Source organism: Streptomyces sp. NPDC050759 (assembly GCF_044456945.1).
Lineage (GTDB): Bacteria > Actinomycetota > Actinomycetes > Streptomycetales > Streptomycetaceae > Streptomyces.
This window is the reverse complement of sequence record NZ_JBITGI010000019.1, coordinates 149,165-168,746: the sequence shown is the minus strand read 5'-3', so window position 1 is coordinate 168,746 and position 19,582 is coordinate 149,165. Positions and strand designations below refer to the sequence as shown.

General features: G+C 70.9%; 16 protein-coding genes. 7 read left to right on the top strand and 9 right to left on the bottom strand.

The features are described from left to right. The first annotated feature begins 494 nt into the window (after positions 1 to 494). Positions 495 to 1,364, top strand: coding sequence for an NUDIX hydrolase (locus tag ACIBJB_RS39760; RefSeq protein WP_398938473.1), 870 nt, complete (start codon positions 495 to 497; stop codon positions 1,362 to 1,364). Beyond that, positions 1,361 to 2,191, top strand: a complete 831-nt coding sequence (locus ACIBJB_RS39755; protein WP_398938471.1) for an MBL fold metallo-hydrolase — start codon at positions 1,361 to 1,363, stop codon at positions 2,189 to 2,191. Before ACIBJB_RS39760 ends, ACIBJB_RS39755 begins: the two co-directional genes overlap by 4 nt. Here the strand turns inward: ACIBJB_RS39755 and ACIBJB_RS39750 are convergent. After that, on the bottom strand, positions 2,184 to 3,008 hold the full coding sequence (locus tag ACIBJB_RS39750; protein ID WP_398938469.1) for a nucleotidyltransferase domain-containing protein: 825 nt from the start codon (positions 3,006 to 3,008) through the stop codon (positions 2,184 to 2,186). The genes ACIBJB_RS39755 and ACIBJB_RS39750 overlap by 8 nt on opposite strands. 585 nt (positions 3,009 to 3,593) lie before the next feature. Continuing rightward, the gene (locus ACIBJB_RS39745; RefSeq protein WP_015658871.1) at positions 3,594 to 4,268 is read right to left on the bottom strand and encodes a Crp/Fnr family transcriptional regulator; all 675 of its coding nucleotides are present in this window, start codon (positions 4,266 to 4,268) and stop codon (positions 3,594 to 3,596) included. A gap of 336 nt (positions 4,269 to 4,604) precedes the next feature. Here ACIBJB_RS39745 and nth point away from each other — a divergent pair, with 336 nt between their 5' ends. From nth to ACIBJB_RS39730, 3 genes are all read left to right on the top strand, one after another. Continuing rightward, positions 4,605 to 5,525, top strand: coding sequence for an endonuclease III (gene nth / locus ACIBJB_RS39740; RefSeq protein ID WP_398938467.1), 921 nt, complete (start codon positions 4,605 to 4,607; stop codon positions 5,523 to 5,525). A 136-nt stretch (positions 5,526 to 5,661) separates the two neighbouring features. Next, positions 5,662 to 6,351, top strand: a complete 690-nt coding sequence (locus ACIBJB_RS39735) for an NUDIX hydrolase (RefSeq protein ID WP_398938480.1) — start codon at positions 5,662 to 5,664, stop codon at positions 6,349 to 6,351. 92 nt (positions 6,352 to 6,443) lie between these two features. Next, complete coding sequence (locus tag ACIBJB_RS39730; RefSeq protein WP_398938465.1) at positions 6,444 to 7,643, top strand: MarP family serine protease; 1,200 nt, start codon at positions 6,444 to 6,446, stop codon at positions 7,641 to 7,643. A gap of 22 nt (positions 7,644 to 7,665) precedes the next feature. Here the strand turns inward: ACIBJB_RS39730 and ACIBJB_RS39725 are convergent, their stop codons facing one another. The 6 genes from ACIBJB_RS39725 to ACIBJB_RS39700 form a co-directional block, all read right to left on the bottom strand. Continuing rightward, complete coding sequence (locus ACIBJB_RS39725; RefSeq protein WP_079072518.1) at positions 7,666 to 7,851, bottom strand: hypothetical protein; 186 nt, start codon at positions 7,849 to 7,851, stop codon at positions 7,666 to 7,668. 127 nt (positions 7,852 to 7,978) lie between these two features. Next, positions 7,979 to 8,920: an alpha/beta fold hydrolase gene (locus ACIBJB_RS39720; RefSeq protein ID WP_398938462.1), complete on the bottom strand. Its 942-nt coding sequence runs from the start codon at positions 8,918 to 8,920 to the stop codon at positions 7,979 to 7,981. Further along, complete coding sequence (locus ACIBJB_RS39715) at positions 8,917 to 9,420, bottom strand: phage holin family protein (protein WP_280863383.1); 504 nt, start codon at positions 9,418 to 9,420, stop codon at positions 8,917 to 8,919. The genes ACIBJB_RS39720 and ACIBJB_RS39715 overlap by 4 nt, the downstream gene beginning before the upstream one ends. Positions 9,421 to 9,484: 64 nt before the next feature. Continuing rightward, positions 9,485 to 10,903, bottom strand: coding sequence for a Na+/H+ antiporter NhaA (gene nhaA / locus ACIBJB_RS39710; protein WP_398938459.1), 1,419 nt, complete (start codon positions 10,901 to 10,903; stop codon positions 9,485 to 9,487). Positions 10,904 to 11,055: 152 nt separating this feature from the next. Next, complete coding sequence (acs, locus tag ACIBJB_RS39705) at positions 11,056 to 13,014, bottom strand: acetate--CoA ligase (RefSeq protein WP_398938457.1); 1,959 nt, start codon at positions 13,012 to 13,014, stop codon at positions 11,056 to 11,058. A gap of 530 nt (positions 13,015 to 13,544) precedes the next feature. Further along, on the bottom strand, positions 13,545 to 15,956 hold the full coding sequence (locus ACIBJB_RS39700; RefSeq protein ID WP_398938455.1) for a SulP family inorganic anion transporter: 2,412 nt from the start codon (positions 15,954 to 15,956) through the stop codon (positions 13,545 to 13,547). Positions 15,957 to 16,253: 297 nt separating this feature from the next. Here ACIBJB_RS39700 and ACIBJB_RS39695 point away from each other — a divergent pair, with 297 nt between their 5' ends. Continuing rightward, on the top strand, positions 16,254 to 17,537 hold the full coding sequence (locus ACIBJB_RS39695) for a hypothetical protein (RefSeq protein WP_398938453.1): 1,284 nt from the start codon (positions 16,254 to 16,256) through the stop codon (positions 17,535 to 17,537). Positions 17,538 to 17,540: 3 nt separating this feature from the next. Here ACIBJB_RS39695 and ACIBJB_RS39690 read toward each other — a convergent pair whose 3' ends face one another. Further along, positions 17,541 to 18,533, bottom strand: a complete 993-nt coding sequence (locus ACIBJB_RS39690; RefSeq protein WP_398938451.1) for an ATP-binding protein — start codon at positions 18,531 to 18,533, stop codon at positions 17,541 to 17,543. A 100-nt stretch (positions 18,534 to 18,633) separates the two neighbouring features. Here ACIBJB_RS39690 and ACIBJB_RS39685 point away from each other — a divergent pair, with 100 nt between their 5' ends. After that, entirely contained in the window at positions 18,634 to 19,458 is an 825-nt protein-coding gene (locus ACIBJB_RS39685; protein WP_398938449.1) for an oxidoreductase, read from the top strand. Positions 19,459 to 19,582 lie beyond the last annotated feature (124 nt).

Genomic DNA, 19,582 nt, shown 5'->3' with positions numbered 1-19,582 from the left:
GGGTGTCCGTCCTCGGTCCGGCGGCTCGGCTGCTTTAACAGGGCTCGGTGACGGACGCCGGCCGCTGCGGGCGGACACCCCCCACCCCGGCCCCTGCGCGCCGTACGCGGCTTGCGGCCCGTTGCGGCGCGCGAGGTGGTCGACGGTCCGTCGTGGTGCGGGTGACTGCAGCTCCCTAGGGGCGCGGGGAACTGCGCGGCCAGCCCCCACCGGCCCGCTGCCGCCCGACTACCTGACCCGGCACCCCCGTAGGCGCCCGGTCCAAGCCCCGCGCATGCGGCCCGCGGGGAAGTGCGCGGCCAGTCCCCACCGGCCCGCAGCCGCCCGACAACCCGTCCCGGCACCCCCGTAGGCGCCCGGCCCAAGCCCCGCGCATGCGGCCCGCGGGGAAGTGCGCGGCCAGCCCTCACCGGCCGGCCGCCGCCCGGCAACCTGACCCGGCACACCCATAGGCGCCCCTCGAACATCCGCTCTGCAAGAGTTAGCCTCCGCCCATGGCAAACGGGCAGTGGTACCCAGCGGAATGGCCGGACCGCATCCGCGCGCTCGCGGACGGCTCGCTTCGGCCGGCCGCGCCCAGACGCGCCGCCACGGTGATGCTGCTGAAGGACGGGCCCTCCGGAACCGTTGTGCACATGTTGCGCAGGCGGGCCTCCATGGCCTTCGCGGGAGGCGCTTACGCCTACCCCGGCGGCGGAGTCGACCCCCGTGACGACGAGCACCACATTCACTGGGCGGGCCCCACGCGCGCGTGGTGGGCGGCTCGGTTCGGGGTGGACGAGACGACGGCCCAGGCGATCGTCTGCGCGGCCGTGCGGGAGACGTACGAGGAGGCGGGCGTCCTGCTCGCCGGGCCGACGCCCGAGTCGGTGGTCGGTGACACCACGGGCGCGGAGTGGGAGGCGGACCGGGCCGCTCTCGTGGCGCGGGATCTGTCCTTCGCGGAGTTCCTGGAGCGTCGGGGGCTCGTGCTGCGGTCGGATCTGCTCGGGGCCTGGACGCGCTGGATCACGCCCGAGTTCGAACCCCGCCGCTATGACACGTGGTTCTTCGTCGCCGCCCTCCCGCAGGGGCAGCGCACCCGCAACGCCTCCACCGAGGCCGACCGTACGGTGTGGATCCGGCCCCAGGACGCGGCGGACGGCTACGACAAGGGCGAGCTGCTCATGATGCCGCCCACCATCGCCACGCTGCGGCAGCTCACCGCGTACGGCACCGCCGCCGACGCGCTCGCCGCCGCGCCCGACCGTGACCTGACCCCTGTGCTCGCGCAGGCCCGGCTGGTGGACGGCGAGATCGTGCTGTCCTGGCCGGGGCACGACGAGTTCACCAAACACATCCCGACCGGTGGAGCCTCCGCATGACCGACGCCGCAGCCCTCCCCGGCCAGCCGCGGGGCGGGGTCCTCTCGGGCCCCGCCACCCCGCGGGCCGTCAACGTCCTCGCGCCCAACGCCTCCGCGATGACCCTGGACGGGACCAACACCTGGATCCTGTCGGAGCCGGATTCGGCGCTGGCGGTCGTCGTCGACCCCGGTCCGCTCGACGAGGGGCATCTGCGTGCTGTCGTCGACACCGCCGAGGCCGCCGGCAAGCGTGTCGCGCTCACGCTGCTCACCCACGGCCATCCCGACCACGCCGAAGGCGCCGCCCGCTTCGCCGCGCTGACCGGCAGCAAGGTGCGGGCCCTCGACCCGGCGCTGCGGCTGGGGGACGAAGGACTCGGCGCCGGGGACGTGGTGCGCGTGGGTGGGCTGGAGCTCAGGGTCGTGCCCACTCCCGGGCACACCGCCGACTCGCTGTGCTTCCATCTCCCGGCCGATCAGGCCGTCCTGACCGGTGACACCGTCCTCGGGCGTGGCACGACCGTCGTGGCCCATCCCGACGGCCGTCTGGGCGACTATCTGGACTCGCTGCGGCGGCTGAGGTCCCTGACGGTCGACGACGGCGTCCACACCGTCCTGCCGGGACACGGGCCCGTCCTGGAGGATGCCCAGGGTGTCGTCGAGTTCTATCTCGCCCACCGGGCCCATCGGCTCGCCCAGGTCGAGACGGCCGTGGAGAATGGATACCGCACGCCCGGTGCCGTCGTAGAACATGTGTACGCGGATGTGAACCGGGCGCTCTGGCCCGCCGCCGAGCTGTCGGTGCGGGCCCAGCTGGAGTATCTGGAGGAGCACGGGCTCATCTAGGGGTCTTCGTGCCGTGCACGCGCGTGTACTCGGCTGCCAGCCAGGGGCCCAGGTCGTCGACGTACGCGCGCAGTACGGCCGTGTCGGCGGTCGGAGCGTGGCCCAGGGCGGCCGCCGTTCTCAGCCGGTCGGCGCGGTCCGGGTAGTACGCGGCGAAGACCTCCGCCATCTCTCCCAGGTCGCTCGTCCAGCCGTTCCAGCGGGGCATGACCAGGGTGAACGCGGTGCGGACCAGGTGGCGGGACATGAAGCGGACGAGGCGGGTCCGGGTCTCGTCCGAGTCCGCCGCCTCGATCCGTTCGCGCCAGCGGGGGAGCAGGAGGGCGAGGTCGCCGTTCGTCTCGCGGGCCAGGAGGGCGTCGGGGCGGTAGCGGGGGAGGTACTCCGCCAGGTCGTCCCCGAGCAGCGGGGTGCACAGACAGGCCACGAACCAGCCCAGGTCGTGCCGCTCCGGCTCGCTCAGCAGGACATCCCGGCTGTACAGCAGCGTTCCGACACCGTCGATCTGCGGGAACTCCTTGTCGAGCGCCTCCCCGAGCTCCCGTACGCCCTCCCGGTCCGCGTCGGTCGGTTCGTCCCGCAGGGCGAGCAGGAGGTCGAGGTCGCTGCGGCCCACCCGCGCGGTGCCGCGCGGGATCGAGCCGTAGAGATACGCGCTGTGCAGCCTCGGCCCGAACAGGTCCAGCACGCGGTCGCGGGCGGCGGCGACGACCGGGCGGAAGGGCTGCGGGATCCGTCCGAGGGAACCCTCGCGCTCGATGTAGCCCTGGGCGTCGAGCCCCTTGCGGGCGGCGGGGGGAACGGTTTCGGCGGCCATGGGATCACTGTGCCCGGGGGCGGGCCCGGGCACAGCTCATTTACGGCCCTGGGCGGGCCGTGTGGGGCCGAACGCGGTCCCTGTCGGTGGGAACCGGTGGGAAGCCGGTGGAAGACGCGCAGGCGGGGTGATGTCCTCCGCTCGGGCGGCCTCGCGCGGCTCCGTGGTCGGTGGTGCCGGTCCGTAGTCGTGGCTGCGCCGAGTCCGCATGTTCGGCACGGGGTTGGTGGTGGGACATCCGCGCAGGCGGTGGCCGATGCGGCGGGCGGGCAGGCCGGATCCGACACCGCCCGGCTGGCGGTGCGCCATGACCGGCCGTCGGCGGGGTCGAGATCGCGCCTCCCCGCCTGAGGAGGCCGAGCCGGTCCCGGTGCTGGGGCCGGTTCCAGGCGACCGTGTCCATGGCCGGGCCGAGGGCGGTGACGCCGACGCGCCCTGGGTCGGCGGCTTGTCGCGGAGGTCGGCCTCTCCTGCGATGTCCAGCCGCCGCCGCCGAGGCCCACTCTCGCGGATGCCCACCCCTGGTGGTACGAGAAGGGCCCTGGCGTGCGGCAGGGCCCTTCGAAGTCGTACGACGATCCGCGCTCAGCGCGAGCGCTTGGCGAGCCTCTCGACGTCCAGGAGGATCACCGCGCGGGCCTCCAGGCGCAGCCAGCCGCGCTGGGCGAAGTCCGCGAGGGCCTTGTTGACCGTCTCGCGGGAGGCGCCGACCAGTTGGGCGAGCTCCTCCTGCGTGAGGTCGTGGACGACGTGGATGCCCTCCTCGGACTGCACGCCGAAGCGGCGGGAGAGGTCGAGCAGGGCGCGGGCCACGCGGCCGGGGACGTCCGAGAAGACCAGGTCGGACATCGCGTCGTTGGTGCGGCGCAGACGGCGGGCGACGGCCCGCAGGAGCGCGGTGGCCACCTCGGGGCGGGCGTTCAGCCAGGGCTGGAGGTCGCCGTGGCCCAGGCCCAGCAGCTTGACCTCGGTCAGCGCGGTGGCGGTCGCGGTGCGCGGGCCCGGGTCGAACAGGGACAGTTCGCCGATGAGTTCGCCGGGGCCGACCACGGCGAGCATGTTCTCGCGGCCGTCGGGGGAGGTGCGGTGGAGCTTGACCTTGCCCTCGGTGACGACGTAGAGCCGGTCTCCCGGGTCGCCCTCGTGGAACAGCGAGTCGCCGCGCGCGAGGGTCACCTCACTCATGGAGGCGCGGAGCTCCGCGGACTGCTCGTCGTCGAGTGCCGCGAAGAGCGGGTTGCGCCGGAGGACGTCGTCCACGAGTTCTCTCCTTGTCGACCTGCTCAGGGGATCTTGTTCCCCCTTGGTACCAGGGGAACCCGGTGCCCATTTTGCCGGACGGTCCAAACAGTGTGATCTGTCACAAGGATGCCGCACACATGTCCCGGGGTAAGCGGCAGGGGTCCAATTGGGGGCCGGTCCCCGAGGTCCGGGGCGGATGTCAGTGCCGGGCCCTAGGCTGGCCGGGTGTCCAAAACGCCGGTGAGAGCACAGGCCAAGGGGGCTGGACGGGTGGTTGCACGTCGAGATTCCGCTGTGGGCGAACAGGGCGCCGGGGGCGGAAAGAAAACGGCAAAAGCGGCAGGGAAGGCTCCGGTGGAGAAGAGGACTTCGGCGAAGAAAGCGGCTCCCGTGCGGAAGGCCGCCGCCGTGAAGAAGGCGACCGTCGCTCCCAAGAAGGCGGCGGCCCCGGTGAAGAAGGCCTCGGCCACGAAGACGGTCGCCGCGAAGTCCCCGCGGAACGAGTCGCGGACCGCCCTCGTCCGCCGCGCCCGGCGCATCAACCGCGAGCTCGCGGAGGTGTTTCCGTACGCCCACCCCGAGTTGGACTTCGAGAATCCCTTCCAGCTGATCGTGGCGACGGTCCTGTCCGCGCAGACCACCGACCTGAGGGTCAATCAGACGACCCCCGCGCTGTTCGCCAAGTACCCGACCCCCGAGGATCTGGCCGCGGCCAACCCCGAGGAGGTCGAGGAGATCCTCCGGCCGACCGGGTTCTTCCGGGCCAAGACCAAGTCGGTGATAGGGCTGTCCAAGGCCCTCGTGGAGAACTTCGGCGGTGAGGTCCCGGAGCGGCTCGAGGACCTCGTCACGCTGCCCGGTGTGGGCCGCAAGACCGCCTTCGTCGTCCTCGGCAACGCCTTCGGGCGGCCCGGCGTCACCGTCGACACGCACTTCATGCGGCTGGTCAGGCGCTGGCAGTGGACCGACGAGACCGATCCCGACAAGATCGAGGCCGCCGTCACCGCGCTCTTCCCGAAGAGCGACTGGACGGACCTGTCGCACCACGTCATCTGGCACGGCCGCCGCATCTGCCACGCCCGCAAGCCCGCCTGCGGCGCCTGCCCCATCACCCATCTCTGCCCGGCCTACGGCGAGGGCGAGACGGACCCGGAGAAGGCGAAGAAGCTCCTCAAGTACGAGAAGGGCGGCTTCCCCGGGCAGCGGCTGAATCCGCCGCAGGCGTATCTGGACGCCGGCGGCAAGGCCGCACCGCCGCTGGGGGCCGGCGAGTGAGGATGCGGACGGCGCGGCCGGGAGGGCCGGCACGGGTCGGCGGGCCCGATCGTGAGGCCGGGGCTGCCCGTGCGGTCCGGCCGGAACGATCTAGGGCCCGTCAGGCGTTGAGCGGGGCAGGACGACGGGGGTGGCGATGACACGGGCGAGCCATACGAAGGGCGTGACGCTCAGCAAGGACGGCCTGCCGAGCTGGCTGGACCCGGTGGTGCACGCCGCGGAGACGGTCGAGCCGCTGCAGCTGAGCCGCTTCCTGCCGCCGGCGAACGGCGCGGGCCGGCAGTCGGCCGTGCTGATCCTCTTCGGCGAGGGCGAGCACGGCCCCGAGCTGCTGCTCATGGAGCGGGCGAGCTCGCTGAGGTCGCACGCCGGGCAGCCGTCGTTCCCCGGCGGCGCGCTCGACCCGGAGGACGGCGACCCCCATGGCGACGGGCCGCTGCGGGCCGCCCTGCGCGAGGCCGAGGAGGAGACCGGGCTCGACCCCTCCGGCGTGCAGCTGTTCGGCGTGCTGCCCAAGCTGTACATCCCGGTCAGCGGCTTCGTGGTGACCCCGGTGCTGGGCTGGTGGCGCGAGCCGACCCCGGTCGGGGTCGTCGATCCGAATGAAACCGCCCGCGTCTTCACCGTTCCCGTGGCGGATCTCACGGACCCCGGCAACCGTGCGACGACCGTCCACCCCAGCGGACACCGAGGCCCGGCATTCCTGGTCGAATCGGCCCTTGTCTGGGGCTTCACCGCCGGGATCATCGACCGGATCCTGCACTACGCGGGCTGGGAGCGCCCCTGGGACCGCGAGAAGCAGGTCCCGCTCGACTGGCGCGCATGACAGGGTGGCGTCCGTGCTGTGTCTTCCCGGGGGACAGTCCCCGGCCGGCCGACCTGTGGTGAACGCGAAGTGATGAGGCGAGGCTCGAACCGGTGAACGTGCTGGACATCCTGTTGCTGGTCGCCGCCGTGTGGTTCGCGATCGTCGGCTATCGCCAGGGCTTCGTCGTCGGCATCCTGTCGGTGATCGGATTCCTGGGCGGCGGTCTCGTCGCCGTCTACACCCTCCCGGTCGTCTGGGACGCGCTGACCGACCACGCGGAGGTCGGCACGGTCGCCGCCGTCGTCGCCGTGGTCGTCGTCATCGTCTGCGCCTCCGTCGGCCAGGCCCTGACCACCCACCTCGGCAACAAGCTGCGCCGGTACATCACCTGGTCCCCGGCCCGCGCCCTGGACGCGACCGGCGGCGCCCTCGTCAACGTCCTCGCGATGCTCCTGGTCGCCTGGCTCATCGGCTCCGCCCTCGCCCAGACCACCATGCCGACGGTCGGCAAGGAGGTCCGTAGCTCCAAGGTGCTCCTGGGCGTGCAGGAGGCGCTGCCGGGCGCCGCCGACACGTGGTTCAAGGACTTCACCTCGGTCCTCGCGCAGAACGGCTTCCCGCAGGTCTTCAGCCCGTTCTCCAACGAGCCCATCAAGGAGGTCCAGCCGCCCGACCCCAAGCTCGCCCACAGCGCGGTCGCCACCCGGGCCCAGCGCTCCATCGTCAAGGTCATGGGCACCGCGCAGAGCTGCGGCAAGGTCCTGGAGGGCACCGGCTTCGTCTTCGGCGACCGCCGCGTCATGACCAACGCCCATGTCGTCGGCGGCGTCGACGAGCCCACGGTCCAGATAGGCGGCGAGGGCAGGAAGTACGACGCCACGGTCGTCCTCTACGACTGGCAGCGCGACATCGCCGTCCTGGACGTGCCCGATCTGGACGCGCCCGCGCTGCGGTTCACGTCCCAGGACGCCGCCAGCGGGGACAGCGCGATTGTCGCGGGCTTCCCGGAGAACGGCTCGTACGACGTCCGCTCCGCGCGGGTGCGCGGGCGCATCGACGCCCACGGACCGGACATCTACCACCGGGGCACCGTCAGCCGCGATGTCTACTCCCTCTACGCGACCGTCCGCCAGGGCAACTCCGGCGGTCCGCTGCTCACCCCGGAGGGCAGGGTGTACGGCGTGGTCTTCGCGAAGTCGCTCGACGACGCCAACACCGGGTACGCGCTCACCGCGGACGAGATCCAGGAGGACATCGTCAAGGGGCGCACCGCGAACCAGCAGGTGGACAGCGACAGCTGCGCGCTGTGAGGGGTGTCAGGACGAGGGCGCGTCAGCCTCGGGGGTGACGCAGGCGTACCGAGACCCAGCGGGCCCGGCGGCGCAGGATGCGCGGGATGCCCACCCTCAGGTCCGTGCCGCCCGGCAGTTGCGGGGCACCGCCCTGATGGTGGGAGCTCAGGCCACCGCCGGAGCGTCGATTGCGTGCTGCGTCACTGTAGTCGTGCGTCCAGCCCATACCCGGACGTGTGCCCCTGCCCCAAGGTCGATAACCGCCCCCACGCCCCCCAATTGGCCTATGCGCCGGGCAAGTGGCCGTTCGTAGGACAGGTGTTCAGGTCCCGGTACCGGACGCGACGAAACGGTCACCGATCGGGTTCGGGATCCTTCAGCCAGTTGATCAGTTCCGTCGAGAAGGCGACCGGGTCCTCTTCGTGCGGGAAGTGCCCCAGACCGTCGAACAACCGCCACCGGTACGGCGCTTCGACGTACTCCCCGGACCCGGCGGCGCTGCGCGTGCGCATTACCGGGTCGAGCGAGCCGTGCAGGTGGAGAGTCGGCACGCGGACGGGGCGCTTCATGCGCCGGTTGAACTGGATCCCGTCGGGACGGGCCATCGAACGCACCATCCAGCGATACGGCTCGATCGAACAGTGCGCCGTCGAGGGGATGCACATCGCCTGGCGGTACGTCTCCACCGCCTTGTCGTCCGGCAGCCGCGGTCCTGACCAGTCCCGGATCAGCTCGGCGACCAGCGCGCCGTCGTCGGCGGTCAGCTGCCGCTCCGGGACCCAGGGCCGCTGGAACCCCCAGATGTAGGAGCCGGCGCGGGTCTGCTTCACGTCCGCCAGCATCGCCGAGCGCCAGCGCCGGGGATGCGGCATCGAGGAGACCGCGAGCCGTCGTACGAGCTTGGGACGCATCGCGGCCGCCGTCCACGCCAGATAGCCGCCCAGGTCATGGCCGACCAGGGCGGCGTCCGGCTCGCCGAGCGAGCGGATCACGCCGGTGACGTCGAGGGCCAGGTTGGCGGGGTCGTAGCCGCGCGGCGTGCGGTCGCTGCCGCCGACCCCGCGCAGATCCATGGCCACGGCCCGGAAGCCGGCGTCGGCGAGCGCCTCCAGTTGGTGGCGCCAGGTCCACCAGAACTGGGGGAAGCCGTGCAGGAACATCACGAGCGGTCCGTCGCCCACTTCGGCGATGTGGAAGCGCGCGCCGTTGGCGGCCACGTCCCGGTGCGTCCAGGGACCGTCGGGCCGTACGAGAGTGGCGGGCTGCTGCGCCGAAGGACTGGCGGGATCGGTCATGACGACGAGCGTGCCACAGCCTCGATGGCCTTCGTGTTGCGGACCCGCTCCTCCAGGACCTTGGTGTCGTCGGGGCGCGGGTGGGGCTTGGCGTTCTGGAGCACGCCCGCCGTCTCCTTCATGGACGCGGCGACCTTCTGCGGGCCCTTGCTCTTCTGCGCCTTCTTCGCGAAGACGACGCCGATCAGCGCGAGGACGAGCGCGACGAGGACGTTGGCCGCGAAGGACAGCAGGAAGCAGACCGCGAGGTTCCAGTCGCTCCAGGTCCGGATGCCGTACGCCAGCGCGAAGTTCAGCATCGGCAGGGAGAACAGCAGGACCGCGCCGGCCGCGCTGAACGCGCCGCCGCTCGTCGCGCCCCGTTTGAGGTCCTGCTTGAGCTGCGCCTTCGCCAGCGCGATCTCGTCGTGCACCAGCGCAGACATCTCGGTCGTCGCCGAGGCGAACAGCTGGCCGATGCTGCGTTCGGCGCCGACCGGGCTGCCGTCGGGTGCGCTCATCGCGGTCTCTCCCTATTCACTGGGACTCTTGTGTGGGGCGTGTCTTTTGTACCGTCCCGTCAGATCATGCCCGACGGTCGTCCTCCTCGCCTGCCCCGCCCGCTACTTCGGCAAGCCGCTCGGCGCTCTTGAGCTCGGCGATCCGGCGGTGCTCGGCGGCCTTTCGCTCGTGGATGGCCGCCATGCGCAGGTGGTACGCCGGGTCGTCCTCCTCGTAGATGTCCGGGATGCCGGAGAGGTCCTCGTCGCGCTCCTCGGCCTCGTACAGCCTGCGGTACTCGGCGTTGCGCAGCTTCAGCAGCACGGTCGCGAGAGTGGCCGCGATGAGCGAGCCGAGGAGGACGGCGGCCTTGACCTCGTCGGTCAGCGTGGCGTCGCCGGCGAAGGCGAGCTCCCCGATGAGCAGCGACACGGTGAAGCCGATGCCGGCCAGGGTGGCCACCGCGAACACATCGGCCCACGCGAGGTCGTCGCTGAGCGAGGCCCGGGTGAAGCGAGCCGTGAGCCACGTCCCGCCGAAGATGCCGAGCGCCTTGCCGACGACCAGCCCGAGCACCACGCCGAGCGTCTCCGGCTGGGTGAAGACGTCGCCGAGCGCGCCACCGGAGACGGAGACACCCGCGCTGAAGAGGGCGAACAGGGGGACGGCCAGGCCCGCCGAGAGCGGCCGTACGAGATGCTCGATGTGCTCGCCCGGGGAGTGCTCCTCGCCCTCCCGCGTGCTGCAGCGCAGCATCAGGCCCATCGCGACGCCCGCGATGGTGGCGTGGACCCCGCTGTTGTACATCAGCGCCCAGATCACCAGTGCGAGCGGGACGTAGACGTACCACCCGCGCACGCCCTTGCGCAGCAGGAACCAGAAGACGGCGAGGCCGGCGGCCGCGCCGCCGAGCGCGGCGAAGTCGATGTCGGCGGTGAAGAAGACCGCGATGATCAGGATCGCGAAGAGGTCGTCGACGACGGCGAGGGTCAGCAGGAAGGCGCGCAGCGCGCTCGGCAGCCAGGTGCCGATGACGGCGAGCACGGCCAGCGCGAAGGCGATGTCGGTGGCGGTGGGCACGGCCCAGCCGGCCAGGGAGCCGCCGCCGGTGAGGTTGGTGAGCGTGTAGACGAGCGCCGGTACGGCCATACCGCACAGGGCGGCGACCACGGGCAGCGCGGCCGCCTTGGGGTCCTTCAGGTCACCGGCGACCAGTTCGCGCTTGAGCTCGATGCCGGCCACGAAGAAGAAGATCGCGAGGAGTCCGTCGGCGGCCCAGTGTTCGACCGACAGGTCGAGTCCCAGGGCCGCGGGGCCCAGATGGTAGTGGCTGACGCTCTCGTAACTGCTGTGCAGCGCGGGGACGTTCGCCCAGATGAGAGCGGTGACCGCGGCGATGAGCAGCAGCACACCGCCGACCGTCTCGGTGCGCAGTGCGTCCGCGACGAAGGTCCGCTCGGGGAGAGAAAGGCGTCCGAGGACCTTGCGAGGGGGCGCGGACATGGGGGAGACCTCCGGTCGGTGGGCAGGGCTGAGCTGTTCGCCGACCAGACTTCCCGGCACACCATGAGGGTCACGCTGTTTTGTTTAGTTTAGCTAAAAGGGGCGCTCGGCGCGTTCTCGCGCCGGGCGCCCCTCCTTTTTGAAGGAGTCGGTCAGTCCTCGCTGGGCGCTGCCGGCAGCTTGGCCTGGATGAGGTCCATGACCGTCGAGTCCGTCAGCGTGGTCACGTCACCGAGCTGGCGGTTCTCGGCCACGTCCCGCAGCAGACGGCGCATGATCTTGCCGGAACGGGTCTTGGGCAGCTCGGCCACCGGCAGGACCCGCTTGGGCTTGGCGATCGGGCCGAGGGTGGCGCCGACGTGGTTGCGCAGGTCGGCGATGAGGTTCTCGTCCTCGGCGTTCGCCGTGCCGCGCAGGATCACGAACGCGACGATGGCCTGACCGGTCGTCTCGTCCGCGGCACCGACGACGGCGGCCTCGGCGACCGACGGGTGGGAGACGAGCGCGGACTCGACCTCGGTGGTCGAGATGTTGTGGCCGGAGACCAGCATGACGTCGTCGACGCGGCCGAGCAGCCAGATGTCGCCGTCGTCGTCCTTCTTCGCGCCGTCACCGGCGAAGTACTTGCCCTCGAAGCGCGACCAGTACGTGTCGAGGAAGCGCTGGTCGTCGCCCCAGATGGTGCGCAGCATGGACGGCCACGGCTCGGTCAGGACGAGGTAGCCGCCCCCGCCGTTGGGGACTTCCTGAGCCTCGTCGTCCACCACGGTGGCCGAGATGCCGGGCAGTGGCGTCTGCGCGGAACCGGGCTTGGTCGCGGTCACGCCCGGCAGCGGGGAGATCATCATCGCGCCGGTCTCGGTCTGCCACCAGGTGTCCACGATCGGTGTCCGGTCGGCGCCGATGTGCTTGCGGTACCAGATCCACGCCTCGGGGTTGATCGGCTCACCCACGGACCCCAGCACCCGCAGGCTGCTGAGGTCGAACTTCGCGGGGATGTCGTCGCCCCACTTCATGAACGTACGAATGGCTGTGGGCGCCGTGTAGAGGATCGTCACCCCGTACTTCTGCACGATCTCCCAGAAGCGGCCCTGGTGCGGGGTGTCCGGGGTGCCCTCGTACATGACCTGGGTGGCGCCGTTGGCGAGCGGGCCGTAGACGATGTACGAGTGCCCGGTGACCCAGCCGACGTCGGCCGTGCACCAGTAGACGTCGGTCTCCGGCTTGAGGTCGAAGACGGCGTGGTGGGTGTACGCGGTCTGGGTGAGGTAACCGCCGGAGGTGTGCAGGATGCCCTTCGGCTTACCCGTCGTGCCGGAGGTGTAGAGGATGAAGAGCGGCTGCTCGGCGTCGAAGGGCTCGGGTGTGTGCTCGGCGGACTGCCGCTCGACGATCTCGTGCCACCACAGGTCGCGGTCGTCGTTCCAGGCGACTTCCTGGCCGGTACGGCGGACCACGAGCACGTGCTCGACGTTGCCCGCCTTGTTGGCGGCCTCGTCGACGGCCGGCTTGAGAGCTGACGGCTTGCCGCGCCGGTAGCCGCCGTCGGTGGTGATGACCACCTTGGCGTCGGCGTCCTGGATGCGGGTGGCGAGCGCGTCCGCCGAGAAGCCGCCGAAGACCACGGAGTGCGCGGCGCCGATCCGGGCGCACGCGAGCATCGCGACGGCGGTCTCGGGGATCATCGGCATGTAGACGGCGACCCGGTCGCCCTTCTGCACTCCCAGCTCCAGCAGGGCGTTCGCGGCCTTGGAGACCTCGTCCTTGAGCTCGGCGTAGGTGATCGCGCGGCTGTCGCCGGGCTCGCCCTCGAAGTGGATGGCGACCCGGTCACCGTTCCCCGCTTCGACATGCCGGTCGACGCAGTTGTACGCCACATTGAGCTCGCCGTCCTTGAACCACTTGGCGAACGGCGGGTTCGACCAGTCGAGGGTCTCGGTCGGCTCCTTGGCCCAGCTCAGTCGGCGGGCCTGCTCGGCCCAGAAACCGAGTCGGTCAGCCTTGGCCTGCTCATACGCCTCCGCCGTGACGTTGGCGTGTGCGGCCAGGTCGGCGGGGGGTGCGAACCTGCGCTCTTCCTTGAGCAGGTTGGCCAGGCTTTCGTTGCTCACGGCATCTGCCTTTCCCAGGGTGTCCGTTGTGTCCCAGGCCACAGCTCATCACCCCGGGGGCGTGATGACAAGGGTCGACCTAGAATTGGTTTAGACCTGTTGACGTCGAGTCCGGCGGCCCGGTCATCCGTACCCACGTACGCCGACCAGGCGGAGTTCAGGGTCTGTAACGCCTTTCACACTCCCGACCGACCGAGACCGGCGCATCTCGGAGCGGCGACTGCTGGAGCTCGTCGGCATGACCCATCCGGAGGACGAGCCGGGGCCGTCCTGGAGCGGCTCCCTGCCGGGGAGACAGCCGTCCTGGAACCGGTCGCGGTCGATGAACTGACGGTCGGCGAGGCCCGCGACGGCGTTGGGTCAGCCAGGTGGCGGCGCGTATACGGCAGCACAGGTCAGGCAAGTCCCTGCGGGAGCGGTCCCATCCTGAGGTGCCGACACCGGACCGGTCCCGGCGATCCTGGTGCCTCTCCGCGGGTGTGCGGCCCCTCCAGGACGGGCCGCACACCCCCGAGGCACACGCCCAAGGCTCAAGCCGGCAGGTCCGCCGCCGCCTCCACATGGTCGAACAAGCCGCCACCGTCCGCCCCGGTGAGCAGATACGCCTGCGCCTCGCCCACGTGGAAGTACATCCCGTGCAGCTCCAGCTCCCCCTCCCGCAGGGCCCGGGCGACCGATTCATGGGCGCTCAGATGCTCCAACTGCTGCACCACGTTGGTCAGACAGAGCTGCTCGACCGCGTCTGCGGGTGCCCGCCCGGCGAGTCTCGCCCAGGGTCGGGTGTCGTCGGCCATCCGCTCCAGGCTGGGCAGGCCGTGCCGCAGCCACCGCTGCAGCGGGGTCCGGGCGCCACCCGGCTCGGAGTTGAGCAGCGCCTGCATGGCCCCGCATCCGGAGTGCCCGCACACCGTGATGGAGCGCACCTTCAGCACATCCACCGCGTACTCGATCGCGGCCGCCACCGAGTCGTCCCCGCTCTCCTCGCCGGGCAGCGGAACGAGGTTGCCCACGTTGCGCACCACGAAGAGGTCTCCCGGGCCACTGGAGGTGATCATCGAGGTGACCAACCGGGAGTCGGCGCAGGTGAGGAAGAGCTGGTCCGGCTGCTGGCCCTCGCGCGCCAGCCGGGCCAGCTCGCCCCGCACGATCGGTGCGGTGTTGCGCTGGAACGCGCTGATGCCACGGGCCAGTTCGTGCCCGCTCGACTCGCGGCCCGCGCTCGGGCCCTGGGCCGCACCGGGCTCGGCGGACGCACCGGCATGTCCGGCGGCCGACGCGGTGTACGGGCGCTCACACTGGTGGTTGCGCCAGGGCGTCCAGGGACGGCAGCGGCAGTGGGCGGAATCGGACGGCTCGGCGATGCGCGTGCCCGGTCTGCGCCCGGTCAGCTCGACGGAGCCGCCCTGCGCGATGTGCGTCTTCTGCCAGTCCTGCAGCGATTCGTATGCCGCGTGGTCCATGAACGACCCGTCCAACTCCACGACGGCGTTCGCTCCATGGGGGATGAGATGCAGGGCCCGGCTCAGCCGGGGCACCGCGAGGAACGTCAACTGCCCTCGCACATGGACGTGATGGACTCCTTCCCTCTCGTGGTGCGTGATGCGGGTGCGGGTCAGGCGGTGCAGGGCGACTCCGACGGCGACGGCGACGCCCAGGGTCACACCCTCCAGGACGCCGAACAGGACCACGCCGAGGGTGGTGACGGCGTAGACGGGAACCTCTCGGTGTCGGGTCACCGTGCGGATGTGGTGCAGGGACACCATCTGGATGCCGACGGCCATCACCAGGGCGGCGAGCGAGGCGAGCGGGATGAACTCCAGGACCGGGACCATCAGCAGTGCGGCGATCACTACGAGAACGCCGTGCAGCACGGTGGAGTTCCGGCTGACGGCACCGGCTTGGACATTGGCCGAACTCCGCACCGCCACACCGGCGACGGGCAGTCCGCCGAGCGTGCCGGAGACGATGTTGGCGGCGCCCTGCCCGAGCAGTTCGCGGTTCAGGTCGGAGCGGCCGACGCGGGCACCGCGGCCGGATCCGGGGGCGCCGGAGATCAGGTCGGTGCGTCCGGCCACCAGCTTGTCGACGGCGACCGCGCCGAGGAGGGACTGCACACTGCACACCAGCGTGGTGGTGAGCACGGCGGCGGCGAGGCCGAGCAGGGGCCCCTCGGGCAGCCCGGCCAGGGCGTGGCTGCTCCAGGACGGCAGATCGACCTTGGGCAGGGTCAGCCCGGCGAACGAGGCGGCGGCGGTGGCTCCGGCGACGGCCACGAGCGCGGCCGGGATCCTGCGCAGGAGTTGTCCTGCCCGGCCGGGGACGCGTGGCCAGAGAAGGAGCAGCGCCAGGGTCAGCACGCTCACCGACACCGCGGCGGGCTGCAGGCGCGCCAACTGTGCGGGCAGGCCCCGGAGGTTGTCGAGGACGGAGCTCTGCGGGGTGCCGCCGAGGACGATGTGCAGCTGGGCGACGGCGATGGTCACGCCGATGCCGGCGAGCATGCCGTGCACGATCGCCGGGCTGACGGCGAGCGCGGTGCGGGCCACGCGCAGGCAGCCGAGGCCGAGTTGGACCACTCCGGCAAGGACGGTGATGGCGCAGGTGGTTCGCCAGCCGTAGCGATGGATCAGGTCGGCGGTGACCACGGTGAGTCCGGCGGCGGGGCCGCTGACCTGCAGCGGGGATCCGCCGAGTCGGCCGGCGACGATCCCTCCGACGGCGGCGGCCACGAGGCCGGCCTGGAGAGGCGCGCCGGTGGCGAGGGCGATGCCGAGGGACAGGGGCAGGGCGATCAGGAAGACCGCGATCGAGGCCGACACGTCGGCGCCCGCGATGCGGAAGCGGCGCGGCGGGGTCGGTGGGGGGCTGTGAGGTGGGTGGACGCGCCTCGTTGGGTTCGAGTCGCTCGGGTCGGTGGCGCGGGTGGGAACACAGGCTGACATTTTCCCGTCTCCTCCGGGGCAGCGCGGTCGCGGAACAGGTGGTCCCCCGTCGATGGCGGGGGTCGGGTCGCGGCCGTGGGTCACGGCGTGCAGCGGCGGGATGATTCAACGCTTTGTAAATGGATCGTAATACAGAGTAAAGGACAGGCAAGAACTTTCCGGGCAAATGGGTTAACAAATCACCTAGACGGGTGAAGTGGCAATTTCATCGGCTTGTCGTACTAATTCCTTCTCGAGTCCATGCGAACTTGGCGGCGCTGTCGTTGGCCCCGAGAGAAGGAAGAAGGTGGGCGGAACATGGCCGCCACCCACAGGATTGCCGCGGGAGCCGTGGTCGCCGCGGTCTGCGCCGCCTCGCTCGCCGGTTGCGCGACCGGCACCGACGTCTCCGAGGGAGGCGCCGCCGGCCCGCAGAAGGCGAAGCCCGGACATGCCCCGCCCCACCGGGTGTTCCGCCTGATCGGCGACGGCTCCACCGCCTACACCGGAGCGCAGCCGCACCTGCCCAGAGCCGAGCGCCTCAAGCCCGGCGAAAAGCCCCCGCAGTTCGTGGTGTTCTCCTGGGACGGCGCCGGCGAGGACAGCCAGAAGCTGTTCTCCCACTTCCGTGAGGTCGCCAAGGCGAACCACGCGACGATGACGTACTTCCTGAGCGGCGTGTACATGCTGCCGGAGGACAAGCGCGACGAGTACAAGCCGCCGCAGCACTCCCCGGGCCGCTCCGACATCGGCTTCAACGACGAGCAGGGCATCGCCGACACCGTCAAGCAGTTGCGCCTGGCGTGGCTGGAGGGCAACGAGATCGGGACCCACTTCAACGGCCACTTCTGCGGCAGCGGCGGCGGGGTCGGCCAGTGGTCGGTGGCGGAGTGGAAGGACGAGATCGCCCAGGCGAAGAAGTTCGTGAAGTCCTGGAAGACCAACACCGGGATGACGAAGGCCTCCCCGCTGCCCTTCGACTACGACAAGGAGCTCATCGGCGCCCGCACCCCTTGCCTGGAGGGCCAGAAGAACTTCATGAAGGCCGCCCGCGAGCTGGGCTTCCGCTATGACACCAGCGGTGTCAACGACCAGGTCTGGCCGAAGAAGAAGCAGGGTCTGTGGGACCTGTCGATGCAGCTCGTGCCCTTCCCCGGGCACTCCTACGAGCAGCTCACGATGGACTACAACTTCATGGTCAACCAGTCCGGCACCGCGACCCAGGGCGACCCGGACAAGTACGAGTTCTGGGGCGACCAGATGCGTGACGGCCTGCTCAAGGGCTTCCACCGGGCCTACGACGGCAACCGCGCGCCTCTGATCATCGGCAACCACTTCGAGTCCTGGAACGGCGGCACCTACATGCGCGCCGTCAAGGAGACCGTCGAGCAGGTGTGCAACAAGCCCGACGTGCGCTGTGTCTCCTTCCGGCAGCTGGCCGACTGGCTGGACGCCCAGGACCCGAAGACCCTGGAGAAGCTGGGCACCCTCGGCGTCGGCGAGGCACCGAAGCAGGGCTGGCCGGCCTTCCTGTCGGGCCGGCCGGCCCCGGCACCGAAGGGTGTGCCGGGGGCGCCGGCGGCTACGGACAAGAAGCAGTAGCCGTCAGGCCGTGGCGGTCGTGGCCGCCACCGCACTCTCGCCGAGCACGAACGAGGGGTCGATCTGTGCCGCCAGGTCGGCCCCCGTGCGCTCATTGCCCCAGGACTGGGCGTTCTTCAGGTGGAAGTGCACCATCTGCCGGGTGTAGCGCTCCGCGTCACGCAGCTCGTACGTCGCGTCGACGGCCGTCCGCAGCTGGTGCAGGGCGCGGCGGTTGACGTCCTCCAGGAGCGCGAACCGGGGCGGCCGGCCCTTCTCCAGGGCACGTACCCAGTCGGAGTGCCCGACCGTCACCACCAGGTCGTCCCCGACTTCGGCGCGGAGGAAGTCGAGGTCGTCCCGGCCCTGCACCTTGTTGCCGACGACCTTCAGGACGACACCGAAGTCGCGGGCGTACTCCTTGTACTGGCGATAGACGGAGACCCCCTTCCGGGTCGGCTCGGCGACGAGGAACGTCATGTCGAAGCGGGTGAACATGCCGGAGGCGAAGGAGTCGGAGCCCGCCGTCATGTCCACCACGACGTACTCGCCCGGCCCGTCCACGAGGTGGTTCAGGCACAGCTCCACCGCTCCCGTCTTGGAGTGGTAGCAGGCGACCCCCAGGTCGGCGTCCGTAAAGGGGCCGGTGACCATCAAACGGACGATGTCGCCGTCGAGTTCCACCGCCCGTGCGCAGGCCTCGTAGACCGGGTTGTCCTCGCGCACCCGCAGCAGCCGCGAGCCCTCGCCGGGCGGAGTCGTCTTGATCATCTCCGCGGCCGAGGCGATCCGCGGGTTCGTGCCCCGCAGATACTCCTTGATCAGCGGCAGCCGCTCGCCCAGGGCGGGCAGCTCGGCCGCCCGGCCCTCGTCCAGGCCGAGCGCCGGCCCCAGGTGCTGGTTGATGTCGGCGTCGACGGCGATCACCGGTGCTCCGGTGGCCGCGAGATGGCGGATGAACAGGGAGGACAGGGTGGTCTTGCCGCTGCCGCCCTTCCCGACGAAAGCAATTTTCATGTTCACAAAGAGTAGTAGGTCGATAGCTGTATGTGGCAGGCGTCGTGAAGAAGACCACTCCATCGAGGGTCAGGCGGCTGGGTTGCGTAGGGTCGTACTCATGAGTACGACAGGCGCGAACGCCGATCCGCTGGCGGCCCTGGGCTCACTGCCCGGTGTGGCCGAGTCCGTGGAGTCCGTGCGCAAGTCCGTGGACCGGGTCTACGGGCACCGTGTCATGCGGCGCCGCAGCAATGAGATCACCTCCGAGGCGGCCCTGCGCGGCGCCCGCGGCTCGGCCGCGCTGTCCGGCGCGGACTGGGCCCTCGAAGAGGTGCGCCGGCGCTCCGACTTCGGCGTCGACGGCGAGGCGCGGATCATGGGTGCGGCGCTGCGGTTGACCGCCGAGGCCGGTCAACTGCTGTCCATCTGGCGGCAGTCACCCCTGCGGGTGCTGGCCCGGCTGCACCTGGTCGCCGCGGCGACCGATGGGGACGAGATCGGGCGTCCCCGTCAGGCCGGCGAGACCGTCGACGAGCCGCTCATCGAGCTGCCCCTGCCGGGTGCGTCCGAGGTCTCGGGCCGGCTGGAGGGCCTGTCCGAGCTGATCATCGCTGGCAGCTCGGCCCCCGCTCTGGTCTCGGCCGCCGTCGTGCAGGGAGAACTCCTCGCCCTCAGGCCCTTCGTGTCCCACAACGGCCTGGTCGCCCGCGCGGCCGCGCGGATCGTCCTGGTCGGCAGCGGACTCGACCCGAAGTCGGTCTGCCCGGCGGAAGTCGGTCACGCCGAACTGGGCCGTGCGGCCTATCTGGCGGCGCTCGACGGATACGTCTCCGGTACCCCCGAGGGCATGGCCGCCTGGATCGCCCACTGCGGCCGCGCGATCGAACTGGGTGCGCGCGAGTCGACGGCGGTGTGCGAGGCGCTCCAGCGCGGGGCGGCGTAAAACCCTGGAACAGGGTTGCGGCGGTACGAGGGCTCGTACCGCCGCTGGCATGTTCACCGGGTTACCAAGCGTCCTCGATGTATTGCCCATCAGGTCGGGACTTTGCCCGTCACCTGGTGCGGCT

What these genes read in the sequence shown, in the direction of transcription:
- ACIBJB_RS39760 (WP_398938473.1), top strand. Translation starts at nt 495, where the DNA reads ATGGCAAACGGGCAGTGGTACCCAGCGGAATGGCCGGACCGCATCCGC.
- ACIBJB_RS39755 (WP_398938471.1), top strand. Translation starts at nt 1,361, where the DNA reads ATGACCGACGCCGCAGCCCTCCCCGGCCAGCCGCGGGGCGGGGTCCTC.
- ACIBJB_RS39750 (WP_398938469.1), bottom strand. Translation starts at nt 3,008, where the DNA reads ATGGCCGCCGAAACCGTTCCCCCCGCCGCCCGCAAGGGGCTCGACGCC.
- ACIBJB_RS39735 (WP_398938480.1), top strand. Translation starts at nt 5,662, where the DNA reads ATGACACGGGCGAGCCATACGAAGGGCGTGACGCTCAGCAAGGACGGC.
- ACIBJB_RS39725 (WP_079072518.1), bottom strand. Translation starts at nt 7,851, where the DNA reads ATGGGCTGGACGCACGACTACAGTGACGCAGCACGCAATCGACGCTCC.
- ACIBJB_RS39720 (WP_398938462.1), bottom strand. Translation starts at nt 8,920, where the DNA reads ATGACCGATCCCGCCAGTCCTTCGGCGCAGCAGCCCGCCACTCTCGTA.
- ACIBJB_RS39715 (WP_280863383.1), bottom strand. Translation starts at nt 9,420, where the DNA reads ATGAGCGCACCCGACGGCAGCCCGGTCGGCGCCGAACGCAGCATCGGC.
- nhaA (WP_398938459.1), bottom strand. Translation starts at nt 10,903, where the DNA reads ATGTCCGCGCCCCCTCGCAAGGTCCTCGGACGCCTTTCTCTCCCCGAG.
- ACIBJB_RS39700 (WP_398938455.1), bottom strand. Translation starts at nt 15,956, where the DNA reads ATGTCAGCCTGTGTTCCCACCCGCGCCACCGACCCGAGCGACTCGAAC.
- ACIBJB_RS39695 (WP_398938453.1), top strand. Translation starts at nt 16,254, where the DNA reads ATGGCCGCCACCCACAGGATTGCCGCGGGAGCCGTGGTCGCCGCGGTC.
- ACIBJB_RS39690 (WP_398938451.1), bottom strand. Translation starts at nt 18,533, where the DNA reads ATGAAAATTGCTTTCGTCGGGAAGGGCGGCAGCGGCAAGACCACCCTG.
- ACIBJB_RS39685 (WP_398938449.1), top strand. Translation starts at nt 18,634, where the DNA reads ATGAGTACGACAGGCGCGAACGCCGATCCGCTGGCGGCCCTGGGCTCA.